Consider the following 21637-nt stretch of genomic DNA (forward strand, 5'->3'; position numbering starts at 1 on the left):
TCTCGTCCTGCCGCCCCCCCCCGCCGCCCCCCCCCCCCCCCGGGCCCCCCCCGGGGGGGGCCCCGGGGGGGGCCCCCCCCCCCCCCCCCCCCGGCGGGACACCCCGTCCACCCCCCGCCGGGGCCCGGGCGACAGCAGGGGCAGCGGGCCGGGAGGCACGGAAGCTACTCTGCGGTAATCAACGTTGTCACGGAGGTACGCCCCATGGCCGGTGCCCGCTCGTCCGCTCCCCTCCTCGCCGGGCTGCTGCTCGGCGCGGGGGTGCTCCACTTCGTCACGCCGAAGCCGTTCGACGCGACGGTGCCGCGTTGGCTGCCCGGCGGCCCCCGCGCCTGGACGTACGCCAGCGGGGTCGCCGAGCTCGCCATCGGCGCCGCCGTGGCCGTGCCCCGTACCCGGCGGGTGGGCGCGCTGGCGGCGGCCGGCCTGTTCGTCGCGGTCTTCCCCGCCAACGTCAAGATGGCCGTCGACTGGCGGCACCGCCCCGCCCCCTATCGGGCGGCGGCGTTCGGGCGCCTGCCGTTGCAGCTCCCGCTGGTGCTGTGGGCCCGGCGGGTGAGCCGCGCAGGACGGTAGCAATACCGATGCAAATCGGTCATCGGCCGATCGGTTCCAGTCCACCGCGAAATCATTTCGTCGTTCTTGTTATCCACCACCCACCGTTGGATCTCCGGTTGTAGGACCACAGAGGGATCCCCACGGACAGGCGGAGAACCATGGACAGCACCCCCCACCCCGGAGCCGACGACCTCGGGGCGCGGCCCGCCCCGGCCTCGCACCGCAGGCAGGCCGCAGGCCGGACCGGTCACCGGCGCAAGCCCCCGGCCCGCCCCCGCGCCGCCCTCGGCGCGATCGCCGGAACGGCCGCACTGGCCGTCATGGCCGGGGGTGCGTACACCCTGTTCGGGCCCGCCCAATCGGGCACCGCCCGCACCGGGGACGACACCGCCGCCGGCCCGGCCGTCACGGCCCCCGACCTCCCGGCGGCCGGCACCGAGAAGGCGGCCACCGTCGACGCGGCGGCGACCATCACGGGCCCCGGCGAGGCGGCCACACCGAGCCCGGCCGCCTCCCCCAGCCCGAGCGCCGCGCCGGCCTCGCCGTCCGCCGCGCCGACCACCGCCAAGCCCCCGGCCGCCGCCCCCACCACCGCCAAGGCCGCCAAGGCCGCCGCCGCACCCGCGGCCACCACCCCGGACGGCCGGGCCGACGGGTTCGTCGCCCAGGTCGCCCAGCTCGTCAACGCCGAACGGGCCAAGGCCGGTTGCGGCCCGCTGCGGCTCGACGTCAAGCTCAACGCCGCGGCCCAGCACCACTCGGACGACATGGTCGCCCGGCACTTCTTCGACCACGCCGACCCCGACGGCCGCCACGCCGACAGCCGGATCGAGGCGGCCGGCTACCGATGGGGCTCCTGGGGGGAGAACATCGCCTACGGCCAGGCCGACCCGGCCGCCGTGATGGACGCCTGGATGCACAGCCCCGGCCACCGGGCCAACATCCTCAACTGCGACTTCAAGGACATCGGCATCGGCGTCAACTTCGGCGCCAAGGGCCCCTGGTGGACGCAGGTCTTCGCGTCGCCGCGCTGAACCACCCCACCCGGGCCCGCACCCGGGCCCCGCGCCGGCCCCCACCCGCGGTCGACGGCAACACCCGCTGCTAGCCCCGGACTTCGGTGTTCCTCCCCACCGGCGCGACGCCCCGGACCACCGGCTCAGAACCGGGCCGGCCCGGCAGCAGGAGGCACAGCGGAACGGCCGCGGCGGTGAACGCGGCGGCCCACCAGAAGGCCTCACCGAACCCCGAGGCGAGCTCGGCGGGAGTACGGGCACCGGTGGAGGTGCGCTGCAGGATCACGGCGAGGACCGCGGTGCCCGCGGAGCCGCCGATCTGCTGGGCGACGCGGCTGATACCGGAACCGGCGGGAATCTCCTCGCGCCCAAGCCCGACGAAGGCGGCACCCATCAGCGTGATCATGGCCGCACCCAGCCCCACACCGCGCAGGAACAGTGCGGCCGTCAACGCGGTGTCGCCGCTCGAAGCGGTGACGAAGCCGAACGGCACGGTGGCCGCGAAGGTGAGGACGAAGGCGGCGACCGCGACCGCACGCGGCCCGAACCGGTCCATCGCCCGGCCGGCGAGCGAACGGGAGACGAGGGCACCCAGGCCCTGCGGGACGAGCAGCAGCGCGGCGCCGAGGGCGTCCTGCCCGCGCACCTGCTGCCAGTACAGCGGCAGCAGCAGCATGGTGCCGTAGAGGGCGGCGCCGGACAGGAAGACCAGCGCCGACGACGAGGCGAGCGCCCGGTGCCGGAACAGCCGGACGTCGAGCAGGGCCCGCGGTCCGCGCCGCAGCGCCCAGCCCACGTACCCGCCGACCAGAACGAGTCCGGCGGCCAGGGGCGGCCACACCGCCGGGCCGGTGAGCCCGCCCGATCCGGCGAGCCGGGTGAGGCCGAAGACGACGGCGGCGATGCCGGGCGGGAGCAGCAGCAGGCCGACGACGTCCAGGCGGGCGCCGCTGCGGCAGCGGGGCGTGTCCGCGGGAAGGTTGCGCGCGGCGAGGACGCCGCCGACCACGCAGAACGGCACGTTGAACAGGAAGATCCAGCGCCAGTCGCCCAGGTGCAGGAGCGCGCCGCCGATGACCGGGCCGACGACCGGGCCGAGCGCGGTGGGCACGGTGATCAGCGACATGACCCGGCCGATGGCGCGCCCCCTCGCCGCCTGCATGATCAGCGTGGTCATCAGCACCATCATGACGCCGCCGCCGACGCCCTGGACCACCCGGAAGGCGATCAGGCTCGGGGCGCTCCAGGCCGCGGCGCACAGCAGGGAGCCGAGGAGGAACAGGCCCAGCGCGACGATCCACAGGCGCTTGCCGCCGAGCACCGCCTGCGCCCACCCGACCGCCGGCATCGTCGCGGCCAGGGCCAGCAGGTAGGCGGTGCTCACCCACTGGACGGTGGCGAGCGAGCTGTGCAGCTGTCCGGCGAGGTCGTCGACGGCGACGCTCATGATCGTGGTATCGAAGATGACGGCGAGCGCGCCGACGATCAGGGTGACGGTCAGCCGTCGCAGGCCCGGGTCGAGGGCGGCGGGCGACGGTGGTGGGGGCGGGGCATGGTGAGCACGCATGAGGCGTCCTTAAGATACAGAGCTCTATCTTACGGCCGTCAGAGTAGTGCGCTAGAATAAGATAGGCAAGTCTATCTAAGGGGTTCTGGATGTCCGAGCGGCGCCGCGGGGCGGCACTGGAGAAGGCGCTCCTCGACGCGGCCTGGGAGGAACTCGCGGCCAGCGGCTACGCCAGGTTCACCATGGACGCCGTCGTCCGCCGCGCGGCCACCAGCCCCAACGTCCTCTACCGCCGCTGGTCCGACCGCAACGAACTCGTCCGGGCCGCCGTCCTCCACGTCCTGAAGGAACACGTCCTCGACGTCCCCGACACCGGCAGCCTCCGCGAGGACGTCCTCACCCTCCTGCGCGAGATCAACGCCACCCGCCTCCAGCTCGTCACCGTCATGAGCGTCCAACTCGCCGGCTACCACCAGGAGACCGGCACCAACCCCGCCGACCTGCGCGACCCCCTGGCAACCGGGCGCAGCAAGGCCGTCGACGCGCTCTTCGACCGCGCCGCCGACCGCGGCGAGATCGACCCGGAACTCCTCACCGAACGCATCAAGTCCCTCCCCTTCGACCTGCTGCGCCACGAGTTCCTGACCACCTACGCGCCCGCACCCGACCAGGTCCTGACGGAGATCGTCGACACGATCTTCCTCCCACTGGTGCACGCCCGGTCCCGGCCGGGCGGCTTCGGCCCGGGTTCGGGCCCGGCCGGGTGAGGGTGGTGGCGGCCGGTCAGCGGCCGAAGGTGTCGATGTTCTCGATCCGCCACCCGCCGTCCCGGCGGACGGCGTCGACGGCGAACATCGCCGCCGCGTAGGTGGCCGCGTCCTTGGCGCCCTCGGCGGTGCTGGTGTTGCGCTGGTCGGCGAAGACGATCACCCGGGCCCGGTCGCCGTCCAGGGTCTGGACCCCGCTGTCGGTGACCGTGGTGGTGAGCACCAGCTTCTTCGCCGCCGCCTGGGCACGGACCTGGGCGAGCAGGGTGGCGTGCTGGTCCACCGCCCTTCCGGTCAGCAGGCGTTGCGCGGCCCGGTCGGTGCGGCCGGGGTCGGCGTAGGAGTACGAGAACAGGGCGTTCACCGCCTCCGCGACGGTGCCCTTGACCTCGCTGGTGCGGGCCGGGTCGACCAGCGCGCTGTTGTGGGAGGCCGAGTCGGCCCGCAGGTCGGCGGCGGCCAGGGCGGCCCGGCCGGCGAAGGCGCCCAGCAGGACGGCCGCCGCGCCCAGCAGGACGGTGGTGCGGCGGGGCCGGGCGCGGGGCCGGGCGGTACGCGCTCGGGGCGCCTCCGCGGCCGGCTCGGGCGCCGCGAGGGACTCGCCGGCGGCTGCGGACTCCGGCGCGGTGGCGGAGCCGGTGGCGGATGCGGGCCGGACCCGGGCGGGCGCCACGGCGAGCCGCCGTTGACGGTTGATCAGATGACGGGTCGTCGACATGGGCCGGCGGCTCCTCTCGTACAGGGCGGGTCAGCGGCCGGTGGGTGACGGTGACGGGGTGGGGCCCGGCGAACCCGTCGGGGTGCCGGTGGTGCCCATCGGGGCCTGGCCGAGGGCGCTGAGCTTCCAGCCCTCGGCGGTCCGGGTGAGCTCGCCGAGCATCCGGCTGTCCTTGGTGGCGGGCTCGGCCTTCGGGGCGGCGACGGTGATCCGGACCGCGACCAGGACGGCCGCCCGGCCGGCCGGCTCGTCCAGCTCGGTGACCGCACCGGACAGGATCCGGGCGCTGGTGACCGTCCCGGCCTGTTCGACCTGCTCCTCGAAGTCGCCCCGGCCCTGGACGAGTTGGGCGTGCAGGTCGCCGGTGGTGGAGCTCTCCCAGAGGTCCAGTCCGCGGGCGAGGTCGGCGTGGTCGAGGGTGTTCATGTTCTGCACGGCCTGCTCCCCCGCGGCCAGGACCCGGTCACGGGTCCCGGCCCGGGCCGTGGCGTCGTCGTGCGCCGCCGCGTACCACGACCAGCCGCTCCAGGCGGCGAGCACGGCCGCGACCGCGACCAGGGCGAGCGCGAGCCGGTCGGCCCGCAGGCGCACCCGTCGAACTGTCATCAGATCCTCCACTACAGGGACGTGAGCCCGGTGATCAGCCAGCGGCCGCCGTCGAGCCGCGCGGTCACGGTGAGCTGGGCGGCGGTGACGGTGGGCGGGCCGTCGGCCCGCCGGGCGCTCTGGTCGAGCAGGACCAGCAGCTCGGCGGAGTCCGCCGTCAGCCGGACCGCGCCCGCGCTCACCACCGTGGTCGTGAGCGTCAGGCGCTGCTCACCGACCCAGCCGCGGAGTTGGTCGGTCAGGCTGCGGTACTGCTCGCGGGCCGCGCCGTCGAGGGCGGCGGCCGCCGCGCTGCGGGTGGCCTCGGTGTCGGCGGCGGAGTAGGAGAAGAGCCGGCCGAGCGCGTCGCCCACCTCGGCGATCACCCGGGCGGTCGCGGCCCGGTCGGTCAGCGCACGGTTGCCGGTGTCGGCGCCCGACCGCTCCTGCCGGGCACCGGCCAGCAGCGCCGCGCCGGCCAGGAGCAGCAGCGCGATCCCCGCCGCCGCGAGGCGGTGCCGCGGGCGCGGCCCGGCCGGGGCAGTTCCGGCGGGCTCGGCGGTCCCGGCGGGCTCGGCCGGCAGGGTCCCGGCGGGTGGGGTCCCGGTCGCCACTCAGGCCGTCCCGACCGGTACGGCGGCGAGGGCCGTGACCTTCCAGCCCGCACCGGTCCGGGTGAGGGTCGCGGCCAGCCGCCGGCGGTCGGTGGTCACCGTGCCGGCGGCCGGGATGAGTTCGACCCGGACGACGGCGATCAGCCGGGCGGTGCGGGCGCCGGGGTCCAGGGCGGTGACGGCGGCCTCGACGACGGTTCCGTGCGAGGTGACGCCGGGGTCGGTGGCGGGACCGGCCCCGAGCCGGTCGTGCAGGGCTCCCCCGCTGACGGCCAGCCAGCGGGCCCGGGTGGCCTCGGCCCGGCCGGCCTCGGCGCTGGTGAGCTCGGCGACGGCCTGCCGGCCGGCGGCCAGCGCGGTGTCCCGGTCGCGGGCCGCGGCGAGGGATCCGTCGGTGCTCGCCCGGCCGTACTGGAGGGCGCCGAGGGCGCAGCAGACCGTGGCGAGCAGCCAGGCGGCGGCCCGGAGGAGCCGCGCGGGCCGGGTGCTGGGGGTGGGCCGGGTGCGGGTCACCGGTCGATCCGTCCGGTGTGCGGGGCGGCGGTGGCGGGGGCCACGGGTGTGGGCACGCCGCCCTTGGGGGCGTTGCCGGAGCCGCGGACCGAGCTGCCGGAGGAGGCGGGGGCGGTGCAGCCGGCGGCCGTGTTGAACGCGGGTGCCGGGCCGGTGTCCAGGCCGTTGCGGTAGGTGGTGCCGCCGTAGCCGGTGGTGCAGGGCAGCGGGGAGAAGAAGGTGACGGCCATGCCAAGGTGGGCGCCGTCGTCGGCGTCGACGGCGGTGGAGCCGGCGGCGGCCACGGCCGGTAGCCGGACCAGGAGTTCCTCGATGCCGTGCTGGCGGGTGACGCCGAGTTCGGCGGTGGTGAGCAGGTTGGCGAGCAACACGCTCAGCCCGGGGTCGAGGTCCTTGACCAGGGCGCTGACCTGGGCGGCAGCCTGCGGTCCGGTGGCGATGACACGCCGCAGGTCGGTGTCGGAGCGGACGAGCTGGCCGGCCAGGTCGCGGGCGCCGGTGGCGAAGGCGCGGATCGCGTCGGCCTCGTCGTTCTGGGTGCGCAGGACGGTCTCGGTGTCGACCACCAGCCGGGTGGTGGCGGGCAGCGCGGCGCTCGCGGCGTCGACGAGGCGGTCGCTGCCGTCCAGCAGGGCCTGGAGGTTGTCGGACTGGCCGTCGAAGGCGCGGCCGAACTCGTCGACCACGGTCCGCAGGGACTGCAGCGGGACGGAGCCGACCAGGGCGTCGACGTGGGTCAGCATGTCGGTGACGGGTGCGGGGGTGGCGGTGTCGGCGCGGGCGATGGTGGAGCCGTCGGTGAGGTAGGGCGGCTGGTCGGTGGTGGGCCGCAGGTCGAGGTACTGCTCGCCGACCGCGGAGAGGTTGGCGACGACGGCCTGCAGCCGGCTGGGGATCCGCGGGGCGGAGCCGGAGATCCGCAGTTCGGCGCGGACGCCGTCCGGGGTCAGGCTGAGGTGGCCGACCCGGCCGACCGACACGCCCCGGTAGGTGACGTCCGCGTGCTCGAACAGGCCTCCGGTGCGGTCGAGTTCGACGTCGACCCGGTAGGAGTCGCGCAGCCCGACGTACCGGCCGAGGTCGGCGTGCTGGACGGCGATGAAGCCGAGTACCAGGACGGCGATCACCAGGAAGGCGAGGTTCTTCAGCCGGGTGGCGAGGGTGAGCATCAGCGGTCCCTCCCCTGCCGGGTGGTGGCGGAGGGCAGCGGGAGGGGCAGCGCGCCCTCGGCCCCGGTCCCGTCGCCCGTACCACCGCTCCCGTCGCCCGTGCCGTCGCCGGGCACGGGGGTGGTGGGCGGCGGGGCGGCGGTGTCGTCGGGGTCGAGCTCGGGGGTGATCCGGGTGCCGGGGGCGGCCGCCAGGCCGAGGTACACGTTGAGGTAGTCGCCCTTCACTCCGCGCAGCACCTCGTCGGTGAACGGGTAGGTGAGCAGCACCTGGAGGGAGTCGGGCAGGTCCTTGCCCGCGTCCGCGAGGCGCTGGAGGGTGGGGGCCAGGGCCGTCAGGTCGGCGACCAGGTCGGCGCGGCTGCGCTCGACGGTGTCGACGGCGACGGCGGAGAGCCGGTCGAGGGAGCGCAGCAGGGTGACCAGTTCGCCGCGCTGCTGTTCGAGGACGGCGAGGCCGGGGCTGAGCCCGGTCAGGACGGTGCCGATCTGCCGGTCGCGGGTGGCGAGGGTGGCGGAGAGCCGATCGATGCCGTCGAGGGCGTCGGTGATGTCCTGGCGGTGGGCGTCGAGTTCGCCGGTGAGGGTGGCGAGGCGGTCGAGCACCGAGCGCAGCTGGGCCTCGTTGCCGGTGAGGGCCTTGCCGAGTTCGGTGTTGATGGTGCGCAGTTGGTCGATGCCGCCGCCGTTGAGGAGCATCGAGAGGGCACCGAAGACCTCTTCGACCTCGGGGTTGCGGTTGGTGCGGTCGAGCGGGATGAGCGCGCCGGCGGCGAGGGTGCCGGTGCCGGCGGTGGGTGCGGCCAGCTGGACGTACTTCTCGCCGAGCAGGCCGGACTGGGCGAGGTGGGCGGTGGCGTTGCCGGGGAGGTGGACGTCGCCGTTGAGCCGGAGGGTGACCAGGGCCGTCCAGCCGTCGGGGGCGAGGGCGATGTCGGAGACCCGGCCGACGGCGACGCCGTTGACCTTGACGGCGGCCTGCGGGACGAGGCTGAGCACGTCGGCGAACTCGGCCCGGACCTGGTACGGGTGGCTGCCGAGGTCCGCGCCGCCGGGCAGCGGGAGGTCCTGGAGGCCGCCGGTCGCGGCGGAGCAGCCGGTGAGCAGGATCAGGACCGCGGCGGCGGCGAGGGCGGGTCGGTGTCTCATCGGCCGGCTCCGGGGAGGGGCAGCGGCAGGGCGCCGCCGGCGAGTTCGGTGAGGTTGGCGCGGCCGTCGAGGGTGCCGTGGGCCTGGTCGTAGGCGCCCAGCAGGTTGCCGGCGGCCAGTGGTGCGGTGTCGAGGAGTTCGGCGAGCGAGGCGCGTTGTTCGACCAGGCTGCGGGTGAGCGGGACGAGGCGGTCGACGCTGGCCGCGAGCCGGGCGCGGTTGTCGGCGATGAAGGTCTGCACCTGGCCGAGGGCGGTGGCGAGTTGGCGCAGGGCCTGGCCGAGGTTCTCGCGGTCCTCGGCGAGGAAGCCGGTGACGGTGGAGAGCCGGTCGGTGGCGGAGCGGACCTTGGCGTCGTTGTCCTTGAGCATGCTGGTGAAGGACTGGAGCTGGGTGAGGGTGGTGAACAGGTCGTCGCTGTGGCCGGAGAGGGTCTTGGCGGCCCGGCCGAGCTCCTCGACGCTGTCGCCGATCGCGGCGCCGTTGCCGGCGAGGTTGGCGGCGCCGGTGTCGAGCAGCTGGGAGAGGGCGCCGGTGGCGTTGGCGCCGTCGGGGCCGAGGGTGGCGGCGAGGTCGCCGATGCTCTGGTAGAGCTGGTCGATCTCGACGGGTTCGGCGGTGCGTTCGGCGGGGATGACGCCGTGTTCGCCGAGTTCGGGGCCGCCCGTCCAGGCGGGGGTGAGCTGGACGTAGCGGTCGGCGACCACGCTGGGGGCGACGACCACGGCGGAGGCGCCGGCCGGCACCTTGACGCCGTGGTCGACGGAGAGGTCGACCCGGACCTGGCGGCCCTGCGGGTGGACGCCGTCCACGGTGCCGACCCGCACGCCGAGGATCCTGAGGTCGGAGCCCGCGTAGACGCCGACGGCGTGGTCGAACCAGACGGTGAGGTGGGTGCCGTCCGGGCCGGTGACGGCGGGTGCGGCGACCAGCGCGGTGGCCAGGACGGCGGTGGCGGCGAGGGCCGCGACGAGGGCGGTGCGCCGGCGGGTCATCGCTGGGCTCCTTCCGGCCGGGTGGGCAGGCAGCCGCTGGGCGGTGAGCCGCCGGCGGGCAGGTAGTCGCGGGGCACCACCCCGCAGAGGTAGGCGTCGAACCAGCGGCCGTTGCCCAGGGTGTTGCCCATCAGCCGGTAGTAGGGCCCGACCAGGGCGAGGGTCTGGTCGAGGTTCTGCTGGTCGGCCCGCAGGACGTCGGCGACCCGGTCGAGGGCCTCCAGGGTGGGCCGCAGCTGCCGTTCGTTGTCCTGGACCAGGCCGGTGAGCTGGGTGCCGAGGTCGGCCGTGCCGGTGAGCAGCCGGTGGACGGCGTCGCGGCGGCGTTCGATCTCGGCGAGCAGCCGGTCGCCGTCGGTGAGCAGCGCGGTGAAGCGGCTGTTCTGGTCGCTGAGGGTGCGGGTGAGTGTGGTGCTGCCGCGAAGCAGTTCGGCGAGTTGGGCGTCGCGGCCGGCGATGGTGCGGGAGAGCGAGGAGAGGCCGTCGGCGGCGGTGCGGACCGAGGCGGGGGTGTCCTTGAAGGTGTCGGAGATGGTGCGGAAGCTCTCGGCGAGCTTGGCGGTGTCGATGGCGCCGAGGGTCCGGCCGAGGCCGTCGAGCGCCTGGGTGACGTCGTAGGGCGAGGTGGTGCGGCTGCTGGGGATGGTGCGGTGGGGGTCCTGCCGGTCGGCGCCGAGCGGGTCGAGGGCGAGGTACTTCTCGCCGAGCAGGGTACGGATGCCGATCGCGGCGGTGGTGGCGTCGCCGACCCAGGTGTGCTCGACCCGGAAGGCGACCTTGACCCGGGCGCCGGCCAGGGCGACCCGGGTGACCTTGCCGACCCGGGCGCCGGCCACCCGTACCTCGTTGCCGGGGCGCAGCCCGGCGGCCTCGGTGAACTCGGCGGTGTACGTGGTGCCGCGGCCGATCAGCGGGAGGTCGTCGGCGCGGTAGGCGAGTGCGGTGGCGAGCAGGAGCAGCAGCAGGCCGACGGCTCCGACGGCGACCGGGTTGCGGTCGCGCAGGGGGCGCAGCAGCGGGCGGTGCGGGTCGCGGCGGAGCCTCATGCGCGGCACCTCGGTTCGGTGACGGCGATGCCGGTGGGGGGCGGGCTGCCGTCGCTGGTGGTGACACCGGTGACGGTGGCCTGGCAGAGGTAGAGGTTGAACCAGGAGCCGTAGGAGGCGAGGCGTCCGAGGGTGCGCAGCTTCTCGGGGCTGAGCCGGAGGAAGCGTTCGAGCTGCGGGGTGTTGTCGGCGAGGCCGGCGGAGAGGCGACCGAGTTGGCCGATCGAGTCCTTGAGCGGCTGCCGGCCGTCCTCCAGCAGGCCGGCGGTGGAGGTGGTGAGCCCGGCGAGGGCGTCGACGGCCTCGCCGATGGGCTGCCGGTCGCGGTCGAAGCCGGTGACCAGTTGCTGGAGGGTGGTGACCAGCTCGGTGAAGCCCTGTTCGTGGGTGTTGACGGTGGCGACGACGGTGTTGAGGTTGTCGATGACCCGGCCGATCACCTGGTCCTTGCCGGCCAGCGTGGTGGTCAGTGAGCCGATGCTGCGCAGCAGGCCGTCGACGGTGCCGCCCTGACCCTGGAGGACCTGGACGATCTCCTCGGCGAGCCGGTTGACCTCGGTCGGGGACAGCCCCTGGAAGAGCGGCTGGAACCCGTTGAAGAGCTGGGTGAGGTCGAGGGCCGGCCGGGTGCGTTCGGTGGGGATGGTGGCGCCGGGGGCGAGGCGTTCGCCGACCTGTCCGGTGCCCTGTTCGAGGTCGAGGTAGCGCCGGCCGACCAGGTCGAGGTACTTGACGGAGGCGGTGACGGAGCCGGGCAGGGTGCGGTCGCGGCGGACGGTGAAACGGACCTGGGCGAGGCGGTGGTCGACCACGGTGACGCTGTCGACCCGGCCGACCCGGACGCCGGCGATCCGGACGCTGTCGCCCTCGGACAGGCCGGTGGCGTCGGTGAAGCGGGCCCGGTATCCGGTGGTGTCGCCGACGCCGGTGTCGGCGATGCCGAACGCGAGGGCGGTGGTGGCGAGGGCCGTGACCAGGATGAACACCAGGGACTTGGTGATCGGCCCGGCGAGGGATCGGCGTCTCACTTCAGGGTCACCTCCGCCCCGCGCAGCAGCGGTCCGGCGAGCAGGCTGCTCCAGTCCGGGAGGGGGGTGGTGGTGCCCCGTCCGGGGGCCAGGAGTTCGTTGACAAGCGCGTTCTCCTGTGGCGAGTTGGGCAGTCCGAGGCCCGGCGCGGCCGGCATCGGGAAGCCGTCGGCGGGGCCGGCGGGGGCGGGTGCGCCGCCGTGGCCGGTGTAGGGGACCTGGTAGCAGCGCGGGCCGCCGGAGGCCCGGTAGGCGGGGGTGTCCCGGCCGGGCAGGTAGGCGCCGCGGGAGGGCACGGTGGTGACGTCGACGTGCAGGCCGGGCTGGTCGGTGCCCTTGCCCAGGGCCTTGTCCATCACCGGGACGAACTCGGCGAGGGTGCGCAGGGTGCACGGGAAGGCGGGGGCGTACTCGGCGAGCAGCTCCAGGGTGCCGCGGCTGTCGGCGGACAGGCGGATCAGGGTGGGGCGGTTGCGCTGGAGGAAGTCGGTGAGGTCGTCGGCACCGGCCGTTCCGGTGGCGTACAGGCTGCGCAGGCCGGCCTGTTGCTGGGCGAGGGTGGCGCTGGTGGTGGTGAGGTCGGTGAGTGCCTGGAGGACGTCGGGGGCGGCGTCCGCGTACGTCCGGCCGACGGTCACGAGCTCCTTGATGTCCCGGTTGAGGGCGGGGAGTTGGGGGTTGAGCTGGGCGAGGTAGTCGTCCAGCCGGACGAGGGTCCGGCCGAGTTGCTCGCCGCGTCCGCGCAGGGCGGTGGCGACGGCTTGGAGGGTGGCGGCGAGCTTCTCCGGCTGGACGGCGGTGAGCAGCGGGAGCAGGTGGTCGAGGACCTGTTCGAGTTCGACGGCGTCGGCGGAGCGGTCCTGCGGGATGGTGGCGCCGGCCTTGAGCGGGCCGCCGGGCACCGGGTCGCCGGTGGGGACGAGGGCGACGAAGCGTTCGCCGAACAGCGTGGTGGGCAGCAGCTGGGCCCGTACCCCGGCGGGGATCCGGCCGAGCCGGTCGGGGTCGAGGGCGAGGGTGAGCCGGGCCCGGTCGCCGTCGGCGCTGACCGAGCGGACCCGGCCGACGACCACCCCGCGCAGTTTGACGTCGGCGTTGAGGTGGAGTTCGTTGCCGGCGGTGCCGGTCTCCACGACGACGGTCGCCTCGTCGCTGAACGCCTTGTCGTAGACGGCGATCGACAGCCCGGCCAGCAGGGCGGGCACCAGCAGGAAGACCACTCCGGCGGTGCGGCGGCGGACCCGGCGCGGGCTGCGGGCGCTCATCCCGCGACCCTGACCGTGGTGGTGGTGCCCCAGATCGCCAGCGACAGGAAGAAGTCGGTGACGCTGATGATGACGATGGCGTTGCGCACCGAGCGGCCGACCGCGATGCCGACCCCGGCGGGGCCGCCGCTGGCGTGGTAGCCGTAGTAGCAGTGCGCCAGGATGACGATCACGCTGAAGATCAGCACCTTGAGGGCGGACAGCAGCACGTCCGCCGGGGAGAGGAAGAGGCCGAAGTAGTGGTCGTAGGTGCCGGCCGACTGGCCGTTGACCAGCACGGTGACGGCCCGTGAGGCGGCGTACGAGCTGAGCAGGCCGATGCCGTAGAGCGGCACGATGGCGACCACCCCGGCGATGATGCGGGTGGTGACCAGGTAGGGCAGGCTGCGGATGCCCATGCCCTCCAGGGCGTCGACCTCCTCGTTGATCCGCATCGCGCCGAGCTGCGCGGTGAACCCGGCGCCGACGGTCGCCGACAGGGCGAGCCCGGCGACCAGCGGGGCGATCTCCCGGGTGTTGAAGTAGGCGGAGATGAAGCCGGTGAAGGCGGTGGTGCCGAGCTGGTTCATCGCGGCGTAGCCCTGAAGGCCGACCACCGTCCCGGTGGCCACCGTCATGCCGATCATCACGCCGACCGTGCCGCCGATGACCCCGAGGCCGCCGCTGCCGAACACCACTTCGGCGAGCAGCCGTTGGATCTCGCGGGTGTAGCGGCGAAGGGCGCGCGGGATCCACAGCAGGGCGGCGAGGTGGAACAGCAGGTGGTCGCCGGTCTCCTCCAGCCAGGCGAGCCGGGAGCGGCGGGGCGGCTGCGGGGGGCCGCCGGGCGGGGTGGCGCGGTCCAGCAGGGCCACGGTTCAGGCTCCCTTCTGCGGGATGACGCGCAGGTAGACCGCGGTGAGCACGACGTTGACCACGAAGAGCAGCAGGAAGGTGATGACCACCGCCTGGTTGACCGCGTCGCCGACGCCCTTGGGTCCGCCGCGCGGGCCGAGCCCGCGGTAGGCGGCCACGATGCCCGCGATGAAGCCGAAGACCAGGGCCTTGAGCTCACCGACGTACAGGTCGGGGAGCTGGGCGAGCGCGGAGAAGCTGGACAGGTAGGCGCCCGGGGTGCCGTGCTGGAGGGTGACGTTGAAGAAGTAGCCACCGAGCGTGCCGACCACCGAGACCAGGCCGTTGAGCAGGACGGCGACCGCCATCGCGGCCAGCACCCGTGGGACGACGAGGCGCTGGACGGGCGAGACGCCCATCACCTCCATCGCCTCCAGCTCCTCGCGGATCTTGCGGGAACCGAGGTCGGCGCAGATCGCGGAGCCGCCGGCGCCGGCGATCAGCAGGGCCACGATCAACGGTCCGGCCTGCTGGATGACGGCCAGCACGCTGGCCCCGCCGGTGAACGACTGGGCACCCAACTGCTGGGCCAGCGAGCCCACCTGGAGGGCGATGACGGCACCGAACGGGATCGAGACCAGGGCGGCGGGCAGGATGGTGACGCTGGCCAGGAACCAGAACTGCTCGATGAGTTCCCGCAGCTGGAAGGGCCGGCGGAAGGTGTCCCGGAGGGTGGTGGCGCAGAGCGCGAAGAGCTGTCCGGTGTGGCGCAGTGCGCCGACGGCGGCGCCGCCCGGGCCGGTCATGCCGGCCGTCCGGCGGTCGGCCGTTCCTGCCGGCGGAGGAGGGCGGGGCGCGGCGGCAGGCCGGGCGAGGGCTGCAACTGGGCCGGGACCGGGCGCCGTTCGTATGGTTCGGGGTGGGCGTCGGCGCGTTCCCGGGCGAGCACGGCCTCGTCCTTCTCCTCGGACATCCCGATCGGTCCGGCCCGGTGACCGCCGAGGAACTGGCGCAGGACGGGCTCGTCGCTGGTCAGCAGCGTCTCGCGGGGGCCGAAGGCGACCAGTTCGCGACGGAAGAGCATGCCGATGTTGTCGGGGACGGTGGCGGCGATGTCGAGGTTGTGGGTGACGATCAGCATGGTCGCGTCGATCTGGGCGTTCAGGTCGATCAGCAGCTGGGAGAGGTAGGAGGTGCGGACCGGGTCGAGGCCGGAGTCCGGTTCGTCGCAGAGCACGATCTGCGGGTCGAGCACCAGGGCGCGGGCCAGGCCGGCGCGCTTGCGCATGCCGCCGGAGATCTCGCCCGGGAGTTTGGCCTCCGAGCCGACCAGGCCGACCATCTCCATCCGTTCCATCACGGTCCGGCGGATCTCGCTCTCCTTGCGGCGGGTGTGCTCGCGCAGCGGGAAGGCGATGTTGTCGTACAGGTTGAGCGAGCCGAACAGCGCGCCGTCCTGGAACATCAGCCCGAACAGCCGGCGGGCCTCGTAGATCTGCCCTTCGGGGCTGCTGACCATGTCGACGCCGTCGACCAGCACCCGGCCCCGTTCCGGTTTGAGCAGCCCGATGACGGACTTCAGGAACACCGTCTTGCCGGTGCCGGACGGGCCGAGCATCACCGTCACCTCGCCGGGCGGCAGGGTGAGCGTGACGTCCTGCCAGACGGTCTGCCGGCCGAAGGACTTGGTGAGGCCCTCGACGGTCACTTCGATTCCCATGGCGGCTCCCTGGAGGTGCGGCGGTCAGCGGCGGTGCGGCAGGGCAGGGAGCTCGATCTCCGGCTCGCACCCGTTGGGCTGGTCGCTCGTCGGGGTGCAGATCGCACCCTGGACGAGGTTGAGCGAGTTCCCCGGGCCGGAGACGGCGGCGGTGAACAGCGCGTCCAGGTCCTCGCCTCCGTTGCGACAGCCCGCGAACGGGGGGATGGTCAGGTCGCGCTGGGCGAGCGGGCCGCCGGTCTGCAGGGTGTAGTCGGGTTTGCCGTCGCCGCCGTCCGGCAGGTAGTCGTCCTGGCGGCCGGTGAGCCTGAGGTCGACCGGGGTCACCGTCCGGCAGTCCGGGCCGACGTCCAGCGGGGTCCCGTTGATCTTCACGTCGTACAGCCGCAGCGTCTGGTGGCCGCCGATGGTGAACTCCACCGGCTGGTCCCAGTCGGAGTTCCCGGTGGCCACGATGGTGAGCGGGCCGAGCGGGAGCAACTCCATCTTCGCCGTGGTGGGGATGAAACCGTAGGTGAGGAAGGTGGTGTCGGAGGGCGGCAGCTTGAGGTAGCCGAGCGAGTCCGCCTCCAGGTACGGCTGCTGCCCGGGCTCCGGGTCCCACAGGGTGACGAAGCGGCGGGTGAGGTTCAGCGCGGCGAGCGCCGGACCGCGCCCGGGGTCGTTGACCACCGCGGCCTGGCGGAGCTTGTGCACGTTGGCGTAGCCGACCGCGAAGGCACAGGCGGGCACGTCCGGGAAGGGCTCCGCGTCGGGGAACGGGATCACCGTGGCGCCCGCGGGAACCGGGGGCAGCCGGGCGGGGTCGAGCGCCCCGGTCGGCGCGGGCGGGCAGGTGTTCACGCCCGAGTGCTCCGCCGGCTCCACCCGGACGGTGCCGCGCCGCACGGCCCGTCCGGGCAGCCGGCCCAGCTGGACGTGCGGCAGCGTGGCGCCGTTCGGGCGGGCCGCGCCCGGGCCGGCCGGCGGCGTGGTGACGGCGGGAGGGGTGGCAGCGGGAGGGGTGGTCACGGGCGGAGCGTCCGGCGCGGCGGAGGGGGACGGCGAGGCGGAGGACGGCGAGGCCTGGGACGGCGGCGCTTGGGACGGCGAGGCCTGGGACGGCGAGGCGGAGCCCTGCCCCGGCACCTGGACCGTTCCCAGCGGCGCGACGTCCGGCCCCGGCGTGCAGACGGCGCCGGGGGCCGCCGCGCCGCCGGGGGCCGGGTCGGCGGCGGTCGCGCCGGTGGCGGCCGTGGTCGGTGCCGGCCGGAGGTCGAGGGTGAGGGTGGTGAGTGTGAAGACCACCGGGCCGGGGGCGGTCACGGTGACCCGCGTCGTGAGCCCCTCGCCCGTGAGCACGAGGTCCCCGGTGGCGGGTACGGGTGCGCTGGCCGTCCGGAGCTCCGGCCAGCGCGCCTCGGCGGACGAGGTGCCCTGCGCCACGGTGACGGCGAGGGCCGCGCGGCCGGCCACGGAGGCCGTCCCGGCGGGCAGCAGGGCGGCGAGCGAGGCCTGCGGCACGGTGACGGTCACGGTCGCGGCACCGGGCTGGAACGGCCGGTCCACCTCGGCCCGGGCGGGGTACCTCTGCGCCACGGCGACGGTGACGGGCACGGCACCGCCCGGGGTCGCGCAGCCGTACGCCACCGGGACCGGCGGGGCGGCGCCGTCGGCCACCGAGGAGCCGCCGGGCACCAGCCCGAGGAGCAGTACGGCCGCGGCGACGGCGGCCGGCCGCGCGGGACGGCGACGGCGACGGGCTGCGTCGCTCATGGCGGGACTCCTCGGTCGGTCTCGGCGGGCACACGGGGACGGAGCGGCGGAGCGGGGGTACGGCGGCACGGCGGAGCGGGGACACGGCGGCACGGCGGCGTTGCGGGGCGGCACGGCAGGACGGCATGGCGGCACGGCGGCGGCCCCGAGCCCGGCACGCGGGAGGAGACGCGGGAAGGAACGGGCGCGAACGGCTCGGGACGCAGGACACTACGGCCGGGTAACAAGCCGTCACAAGTGATCGCACCAAGCCGGGTGTGCGAACCTTCGGCGGCCTCGGAATCCTGTCACCGGATGACAATTCCGGACTGACGGCTTGTCAGCAGGTGCGCACACCTCGGTGGGCCCCGGCCCGGAGGGAGTCCGGGCCGGGGCCCTGCGGCGGCGTCCGCCGGATCAGCTCACGGCGAGGTGATGACCTGCGGGGCGCTGAGCACGTAGGCGGCGTTGTAGGTCGCCGGGTCGCCGTTGTTCAGCAGGCCCAGGCAGCTGCCGGAGACGTTGTACGCGTGCAGGTCGCCGCCGCTGACGGTGAGGGTGTTGGTGGAGTTGTTGTAGGTGCCCGTGAGGGTGGCGGGCGTGGTGCTGGTGGGGCCGGCGAAGTCGGCGGTGCAGCCGGCGCCGCTGATGTGGGCCTTCACCCCGGTGAGGGTGCCGGTGGTGACCCCGGTGGTGGAGTTGTAGGTGAGGGCGTTGATGCCCCAGGGCAGGTTCTGCGCGGTGACACTGAAGGTGATGCCGAGCGGACCGGAGCAGCTCGCCCAGGTGACCGAGGTGATGGTCGAGATCGGCAGCCCGTTGCTGGTCGGCGCCAGCACGCCGGCGGCCGCGGAGGAGCTGCAGGTGAGCTTGGTGCCGGTCCGGGTGTCGGTGAGCTTGGGCGAGGTGGCCTTGGCGGTCCACGCCCCGCCGGGGCTGGCCGTCCAGGTGGCGGTGGTGGTGGCGGTGGCCGGGGCGAGTGCGAGTCCGGCCGCGGCGGAGATCGCTGCGGCGGCGACAAGGGCGCCCTTGACTGTCTTGCGCACGGGCTGGTCCTTTCCGGGCTTCGGCGTGCGGGATCGTTCGAACCTCCCGTCCGACAACGGGAGTTCGACGACGGCACGCTTTCGGGATGCGGGGGCGAAATGTGGGGGACGCCCCGCTGAGGTGGGACGTTACGCACGGGTAATGTGGCCGCGCAACGCTGCGGTCGCAGATCCCGCAGACATCCCTACTCGCCGGTAATTTCTTGTTCCCCCCGGATGAGAACCTCACCGGTTTTTGTCCCGAAGTGAGCACCGCCCGACCGCCGCCATCCGGCGCACCCGGCCAACTCCCCTGGCTCAAAAGGCGGTTCCCGTGCCCGCGGTGCTGCGCCGAGTACCGCTCGTGCTCTATCTTCAGCGAACCACCACAACTCGTCCGCACGCGCCCGACCGAGCCGCACACCGGGCCGGAGCGACCGCGGCGAAACCGCCGGCGACGCGCCGCCACCGACCGGCCCCGGCGGGGGCCGGGCGGCCGACCCGCGCGCCCGCCGGCCGACCCGTCAGGGGGAGCACATGGCCAGGCCACCGAAGCCAGCCGGGTTCACCGGGCCGATGGAACAGATCCCACGCGAACTGGCCGCCGTGATGCGCCCCGAACTCCCCAGCCTGCTCAAGGAGATGGCCGCCGAGATCGTCAGCGTCATCCCCGAGTACCGGGAACTGCTGGAGGGCCCGAACGCCCGGGTCGTCCGGGTCGGCATCGAGCAGAACATCGCCACCTTCGTCGACCAGGTCGCCGCCTCCACCGCCACCACCTCGCTGCGCGACGAGATCTGCCGCCGCTTCGGCCGCTTCGAGGCCTACGAGGGACGCAGCCTGGACATGCTCCAGGACGCCTACCGGATCGGCTGCCAGGTCGCGCTGCGCAGGGTCCGCGCGGTCGGCCGCCGCTACAACCTCTCGGCGACCGTGCTGATGGCCTTCGCCGACGCGCTCTTCGCCTACATGGGCGAGATCGCCGAGCTCTCCCGCGAGGGCTACCTCCAGGCGATGGCCGAGCTCGGCGAGGAGCCCGACAACCGGCGCCGTCGGCTGCTGCGCCGGATCCTCGGCGGCGCCTCGGTGGCCCGCGGCGCCCTGGCCGAGCTGGCCGAGCACGCCGCCTGGGCGCTCCCCGACCAGGTGACCCTGGTCGCCCTCGGCAGCGGTTCCCGCCCCGCACGCGCCCTGCTCGACCGGGACGTCCTGGTCGACCTGGCCGGCCGCGAGCCGTACCTGCTGGTACCGGGCCCGCTGGACGAGCGGCGCCGCCGTGCCCTGGCCGCCGCGCTGGCGGGCTGCCGGGCCGCCGTCGGCCTGACCACCCCGCTCGGCGAGGCCGCGGACTCGCTGCGCTGGGCCAGGCACCTGCTCGCCTCCGTACCCGCCGACGCCGCCGAGGACCGGCCGCCGGCCTACTGCGAGGACCACCTCGTCCGGCTCTGGTTGCTCGGCGACCCGGCCCTGCTCCGGCAGATCGCGGAACGCCACCTCGCACCGCTGGCCGCCCTCACCCCGACCCGCCGCACCCGGCTGCTGGAGACCCTGCACACCTGGCTCACCACCCGGGCCACCGCGGCCGAGATGGCGGAGCTGCTCGGGGTGCACCCGCAGACCGTGCGCTACCGCATCCGCACCCTGGAGCGGGCCTTCGGCGACCGCCTCGCCGACGGCGAGAGCCGGTTCGCCATCGAGGTGGCGTTACGGGCGACCCACCTGACCGCGCCCACCCGGCCGGGCGACCGGCCGCACTGCGACTGACCCGGCGGCGCCGCTGTGCTCGGGCGGCTGTCTGCTCGGGCCTGCGGTGCGCTCGGGCGCCGGTCCCGCGGCAGCGGCCACCGGCACGGCGGTCACCGGGCGGGGGGATCACCGGGCGGCCGGGGCGCGCCGCGGCTCCGGACGGCGCGAACGCGGGCGACGGCGGGCCGGGGCGGCCGCGGGCCGGGGGCGGACCGGCGGGAGCAGGGCCGCCCGCTCGTCCTCCGCCAGGCCGCCCCACACCCCGTAGTGCTCGCGGGCCTCCAGCGCGTGGCGCAGGCACTCGGCCCGGACCGGACAGCCCGCGCACACCTGTTTGGCCGCCGCCTCCCGCTCCTGGTGCGCCTCACCCCGCTCCCCCGAGGGGTGGAAGAACAGGTTGCCGTCCAGGCCCCGGCAGGCGGCCCGTACCTGCCAGCTCCAGGACTCCTCGAAAGCGCCGGGCAGGCGCGACACGTCGGTCATCCGTGGGTTCTCCTTCCGTTCCGCCCGCGGCCCACCGGGCCCGCCGGGCCTCAGATCATGGGTCCGTAGTAGCCGGCGAGCTGCTCGAAGAAGCCCCGGTCGCCGGTGTGCTCCGCGCGGACGTACGCCGGGGCGTTCCTGACGCCGTCCCTGGTCAGACCGACGTGCACGGTGCGGGCGGCATGGTCGACCGACCGCACGACACCGGCCGGCAGCAGCACCTCCCGGCCGAGGATCCACGGCCCGGTGTCCACCACCAGGTGGGCCGCGTCGACCTCGTCCGAGTGCCGGTCCACCGTGCCGAGCGGGCCGTCGGTGGCCTCGACCCGGTACCCGACCGGTGCGGCGTCCGGCCGGTGCCCGCTGCCGGGCCGGTGGTTCCAGATGTCCTGCGTCATGCCGCGACCTCCCGCGCTCGGCTCCGTCGTCCCCGTCACCGGTTCGGCTGCCCCCGATCCGCGCGGTCACACCCCTGCCCCGGCCGCTTCCCCCATCTCGGCAGGCGCGCCGAAAAGTTGACGCACACCACCCGAAAAGCCCACAAGGTACCCCGGTACGGCGCCCTCCGAGTGCGGAGCACCGCCCGGCCGCCCACGGTGAGGAACGGTGCTCCTGCGAACCCGAAGCCGGCATCGGGCCGGCCCTCGCGAGCACCGGAAGGACGGATCCCATGCGTTCTGCACGGACCCTCGCCACCGGCGCGGCCATCGCCGCCACCCTCCTCCTCGGCGCCCCCGCCGTCGCCCACGCGGATGTCGCGGGCGACAGCGGCAGCCATGAGAAGGCCTGGGAGGGAAGCGACAAGGAAGTGAAGGACTCCTCCAAGGAGGCCACGCCGACGGAGGAACACGGCAAGGGCGGCAAGGAGGAGAAGGCGGAGTACGCGAAGCCGCACGGTGGCGTGCACACCGGTGGCGGCGGTCTGGTCGCGGGCGGCGGTGCGGCCACCGGCGCGGTCCTGCTGGCCGGCGGCATCGCTGTCTCGGCGCTCGCCATCCGGCGCCGCCGCACCGGCCGTTCCGTCGGTGCCGCGGTCTGACCCGGCGCTCCTGAGGACGCCCTGCCACGAGCCCGCGGACCCGGCGCCCGCGGGCCGGGTCCCCCGGCCGAAACGGCCCCCCCCCAGGCCCCGCCACCCCCCGCGCGCCCCCGGCCCAACCGGGCCG

Annotated in this window: 22 protein-coding genes and 1 pseudogene; 5 read left to right on the forward strand and 18 right to left on the reverse strand. The window is 74.8% G+C overall.

The window, feature by feature from the left end:
- Nucleotides 1-204: 204 nt before the first annotated feature.
- On the forward strand, nucleotides 205-576 hold the full coding sequence (locus ACIOFR_RS39755; RefSeq protein ID WP_401005345.1) for a MauE/DoxX family redox-associated membrane protein: 372 nt from the start codon (nucleotides 205-207) through the stop codon (nucleotides 574-576).
- Nucleotides 577-716: 140 nt separating this feature from the next.
- Nucleotides 717-1592, forward strand: a complete 876-nt coding sequence (locus ACIOFR_RS39760) for a CAP domain-containing protein (protein WP_401005346.1) — start codon at nucleotides 717-719, stop codon at nucleotides 1590-1592.
- 70 nt (nucleotides 1593-1662) lie between these two features.
- Here the strand turns inward: ACIOFR_RS39760 and ACIOFR_RS39765 are convergent, their stop codons facing one another.
- Entirely contained in the window at nucleotides 1663-3141 is a 1479-nt protein-coding gene (locus ACIOFR_RS39765) for a DHA2 family efflux MFS transporter permease subunit (protein WP_401005348.1), read from the reverse strand.
- Nucleotides 3142-3230: 89 nt separating this feature from the next.
- Between ACIOFR_RS39765 and ACIOFR_RS39770 the strand changes: the two genes are divergently transcribed.
- Nucleotides 3231-3848, forward strand: coding sequence for a TetR/AcrR family transcriptional regulator (locus ACIOFR_RS39770; RefSeq protein WP_401005350.1), 618 nt, complete (start codon nucleotides 3231-3233; stop codon nucleotides 3846-3848).
- Between the two features lie 16 nt (nucleotides 3849-3864).
- Here the strand turns inward: ACIOFR_RS39770 and ACIOFR_RS39775 are convergent, their stop codons facing one another.
- From ACIOFR_RS39775 to ACIOFR_RS39845, 15 genes and pseudogenes are all read right to left on the reverse strand, one after another.
- Nucleotides 3865-4566: a hypothetical protein gene (locus ACIOFR_RS39775; protein WP_401005352.1), complete on the reverse strand. Its 702-nt coding sequence runs from the start codon at nucleotides 4564-4566 to the stop codon at nucleotides 3865-3867.
- A 30-nt stretch (nucleotides 4567-4596) separates the two neighbouring features.
- Nucleotides 4597-5172 (reverse strand): hypothetical protein, encoded by a 576-nt coding sequence (locus tag ACIOFR_RS39780; protein ID WP_401005354.1) that lies wholly within the window; start codon nucleotides 5170-5172, stop codon nucleotides 4597-4599.
- Nucleotides 5173-5183: 11 nt separating this feature from the next.
- Nucleotides 5184-5765 (reverse strand): hypothetical protein, encoded by a 582-nt coding sequence (locus ACIOFR_RS39785; RefSeq protein ID WP_401005356.1) that lies wholly within the window; start codon nucleotides 5763-5765, stop codon nucleotides 5184-5186.
- A complete protein-coding gene (locus tag ACIOFR_RS39790; RefSeq protein WP_401005357.1) occupies nucleotides 5766-6278 on the reverse strand; it encodes a hypothetical protein in 513 nt (170 codons plus the stop codon).
- Complete coding sequence (locus ACIOFR_RS39795; protein WP_401005359.1) at nucleotides 6275-7447, reverse strand: MlaD family protein; 1173 nt, start codon at nucleotides 7445-7447, stop codon at nucleotides 6275-6277. The genes ACIOFR_RS39790 and ACIOFR_RS39795 overlap by 4 nt, the downstream gene beginning before the upstream one ends.
- Nucleotides 7447-8595: an MCE family protein gene (locus tag ACIOFR_RS39800; protein ID WP_401005361.1), complete on the reverse strand. Its 1149-nt coding sequence runs from the start codon at nucleotides 8593-8595 to the stop codon at nucleotides 7447-7449. The genes ACIOFR_RS39795 and ACIOFR_RS39800 overlap by 1 nt, the downstream gene beginning before the upstream one ends.
- Nucleotides 8592-9590 carry an MCE family protein gene (locus ACIOFR_RS39805; protein WP_401005362.1) on the reverse strand — a complete coding sequence of 333 codons (999 nt, stop codon included), beginning with the start codon at nucleotides 9588-9590 and terminating at the stop codon, nucleotides 8592-8594. Before ACIOFR_RS39805 ends, ACIOFR_RS39800 begins: the two co-directional genes overlap by 4 nt.
- Nucleotides 9587-10636: an MCE family protein gene (locus ACIOFR_RS39810; RefSeq protein WP_401005364.1), complete on the reverse strand. Its 1050-nt coding sequence runs from the start codon at nucleotides 10634-10636 to the stop codon at nucleotides 9587-9589. The genes ACIOFR_RS39805 and ACIOFR_RS39810 overlap by 4 nt, the downstream gene beginning before the upstream one ends.
- Nucleotides 10633-11664 (reverse strand): MCE family protein, encoded by a 1032-nt coding sequence (locus ACIOFR_RS39815; RefSeq protein WP_401005366.1) that lies wholly within the window; start codon nucleotides 11662-11664, stop codon nucleotides 10633-10635. Before ACIOFR_RS39815 ends, ACIOFR_RS39810 begins: the two co-directional genes overlap by 4 nt.
- Nucleotides 11661-12929 (reverse strand): MCE family protein, encoded by a 1269-nt coding sequence (locus ACIOFR_RS39820; protein WP_401005368.1) that lies wholly within the window; start codon nucleotides 12927-12929, stop codon nucleotides 11661-11663. The genes ACIOFR_RS39815 and ACIOFR_RS39820 overlap by 4 nt, the downstream gene beginning before the upstream one ends.
- On the reverse strand, nucleotides 12926-13774 hold the full coding sequence (locus tag ACIOFR_RS39825; protein ID WP_401005380.1) for an MlaE family ABC transporter permease: 849 nt from the start codon (nucleotides 13772-13774) through the stop codon (nucleotides 12926-12928). The genes ACIOFR_RS39820 and ACIOFR_RS39825 overlap by 4 nt, the downstream gene beginning before the upstream one ends.
- A gap of 12 nt (nucleotides 13775-13786) precedes the next feature.
- The gene (locus tag ACIOFR_RS39830) at nucleotides 13787-14569 is read right to left on the reverse strand and encodes an MlaE family ABC transporter permease (RefSeq protein WP_401005370.1); all 783 of its coding nucleotides are present in this window, start codon (nucleotides 14567-14569) and stop codon (nucleotides 13787-13789) included.
- A gap of 20 nt (nucleotides 14570-14589) precedes the next feature.
- Nucleotides 14590-15483, reverse strand: a pseudogene (locus tag ACIOFR_RS39835) (ABC transporter ATP-binding protein); the annotation flags it as partial.
- Between the two features lie 24 nt (nucleotides 15484-15507).
- Complete coding sequence (locus tag ACIOFR_RS39840) at nucleotides 15508-17238, reverse strand: DUF6801 domain-containing protein (protein ID WP_401005371.1); 1731 nt, start codon at nucleotides 17236-17238, stop codon at nucleotides 15508-15510.
- A gap of 401 nt (nucleotides 17239-17639) precedes the next feature.
- Nucleotides 17640-18263, reverse strand: coding sequence for a hypothetical protein (locus ACIOFR_RS39845; RefSeq protein WP_401005373.1), 624 nt, complete (start codon nucleotides 18261-18263; stop codon nucleotides 17640-17642).
- Between the two features lie 516 nt (nucleotides 18264-18779).
- Here ACIOFR_RS39845 and ACIOFR_RS39850 point away from each other — a divergent pair.
- Complete coding sequence (locus ACIOFR_RS39850; protein ID WP_401005375.1) at nucleotides 18780-20006, forward strand: helix-turn-helix domain-containing protein; 1227 nt, start codon at nucleotides 18780-18782, stop codon at nucleotides 20004-20006.
- A gap of 108 nt (nucleotides 20007-20114) precedes the next feature.
- Here the strand turns inward: ACIOFR_RS39850 and ACIOFR_RS39855 are convergent, their stop codons facing one another.
- Nucleotides 20115-20471 (reverse strand): WhiB family transcriptional regulator, encoded by a 357-nt coding sequence (locus ACIOFR_RS39855; RefSeq protein ID WP_401005376.1) that lies wholly within the window; start codon nucleotides 20469-20471, stop codon nucleotides 20115-20117.
- Between the two features lie 50 nt (nucleotides 20472-20521).
- A complete protein-coding gene (locus tag ACIOFR_RS39860; RefSeq protein ID WP_401005378.1) occupies nucleotides 20522-20869 on the reverse strand; it encodes a PRC-barrel domain containing protein in 348 nt (115 codons plus the stop codon).
- Between the two features lie 272 nt (nucleotides 20870-21141).
- Between ACIOFR_RS39860 and ACIOFR_RS39865 the strand changes: the two genes are divergently transcribed.
- Entirely contained in the window at nucleotides 21142-21510 is a 369-nt protein-coding gene (locus ACIOFR_RS39865; protein WP_401005379.1) for a hypothetical protein, read from the forward strand.
- Nucleotides 21511-21637: the final 127 nt, after the last annotated feature.

This window comes from Kitasatospora sp. NPDC088346, assembly GCF_044740765.1.
GTDB lineage: Bacteria > Actinomycetota > Actinomycetes > Streptomycetales > Streptomycetaceae > Kitasatospora.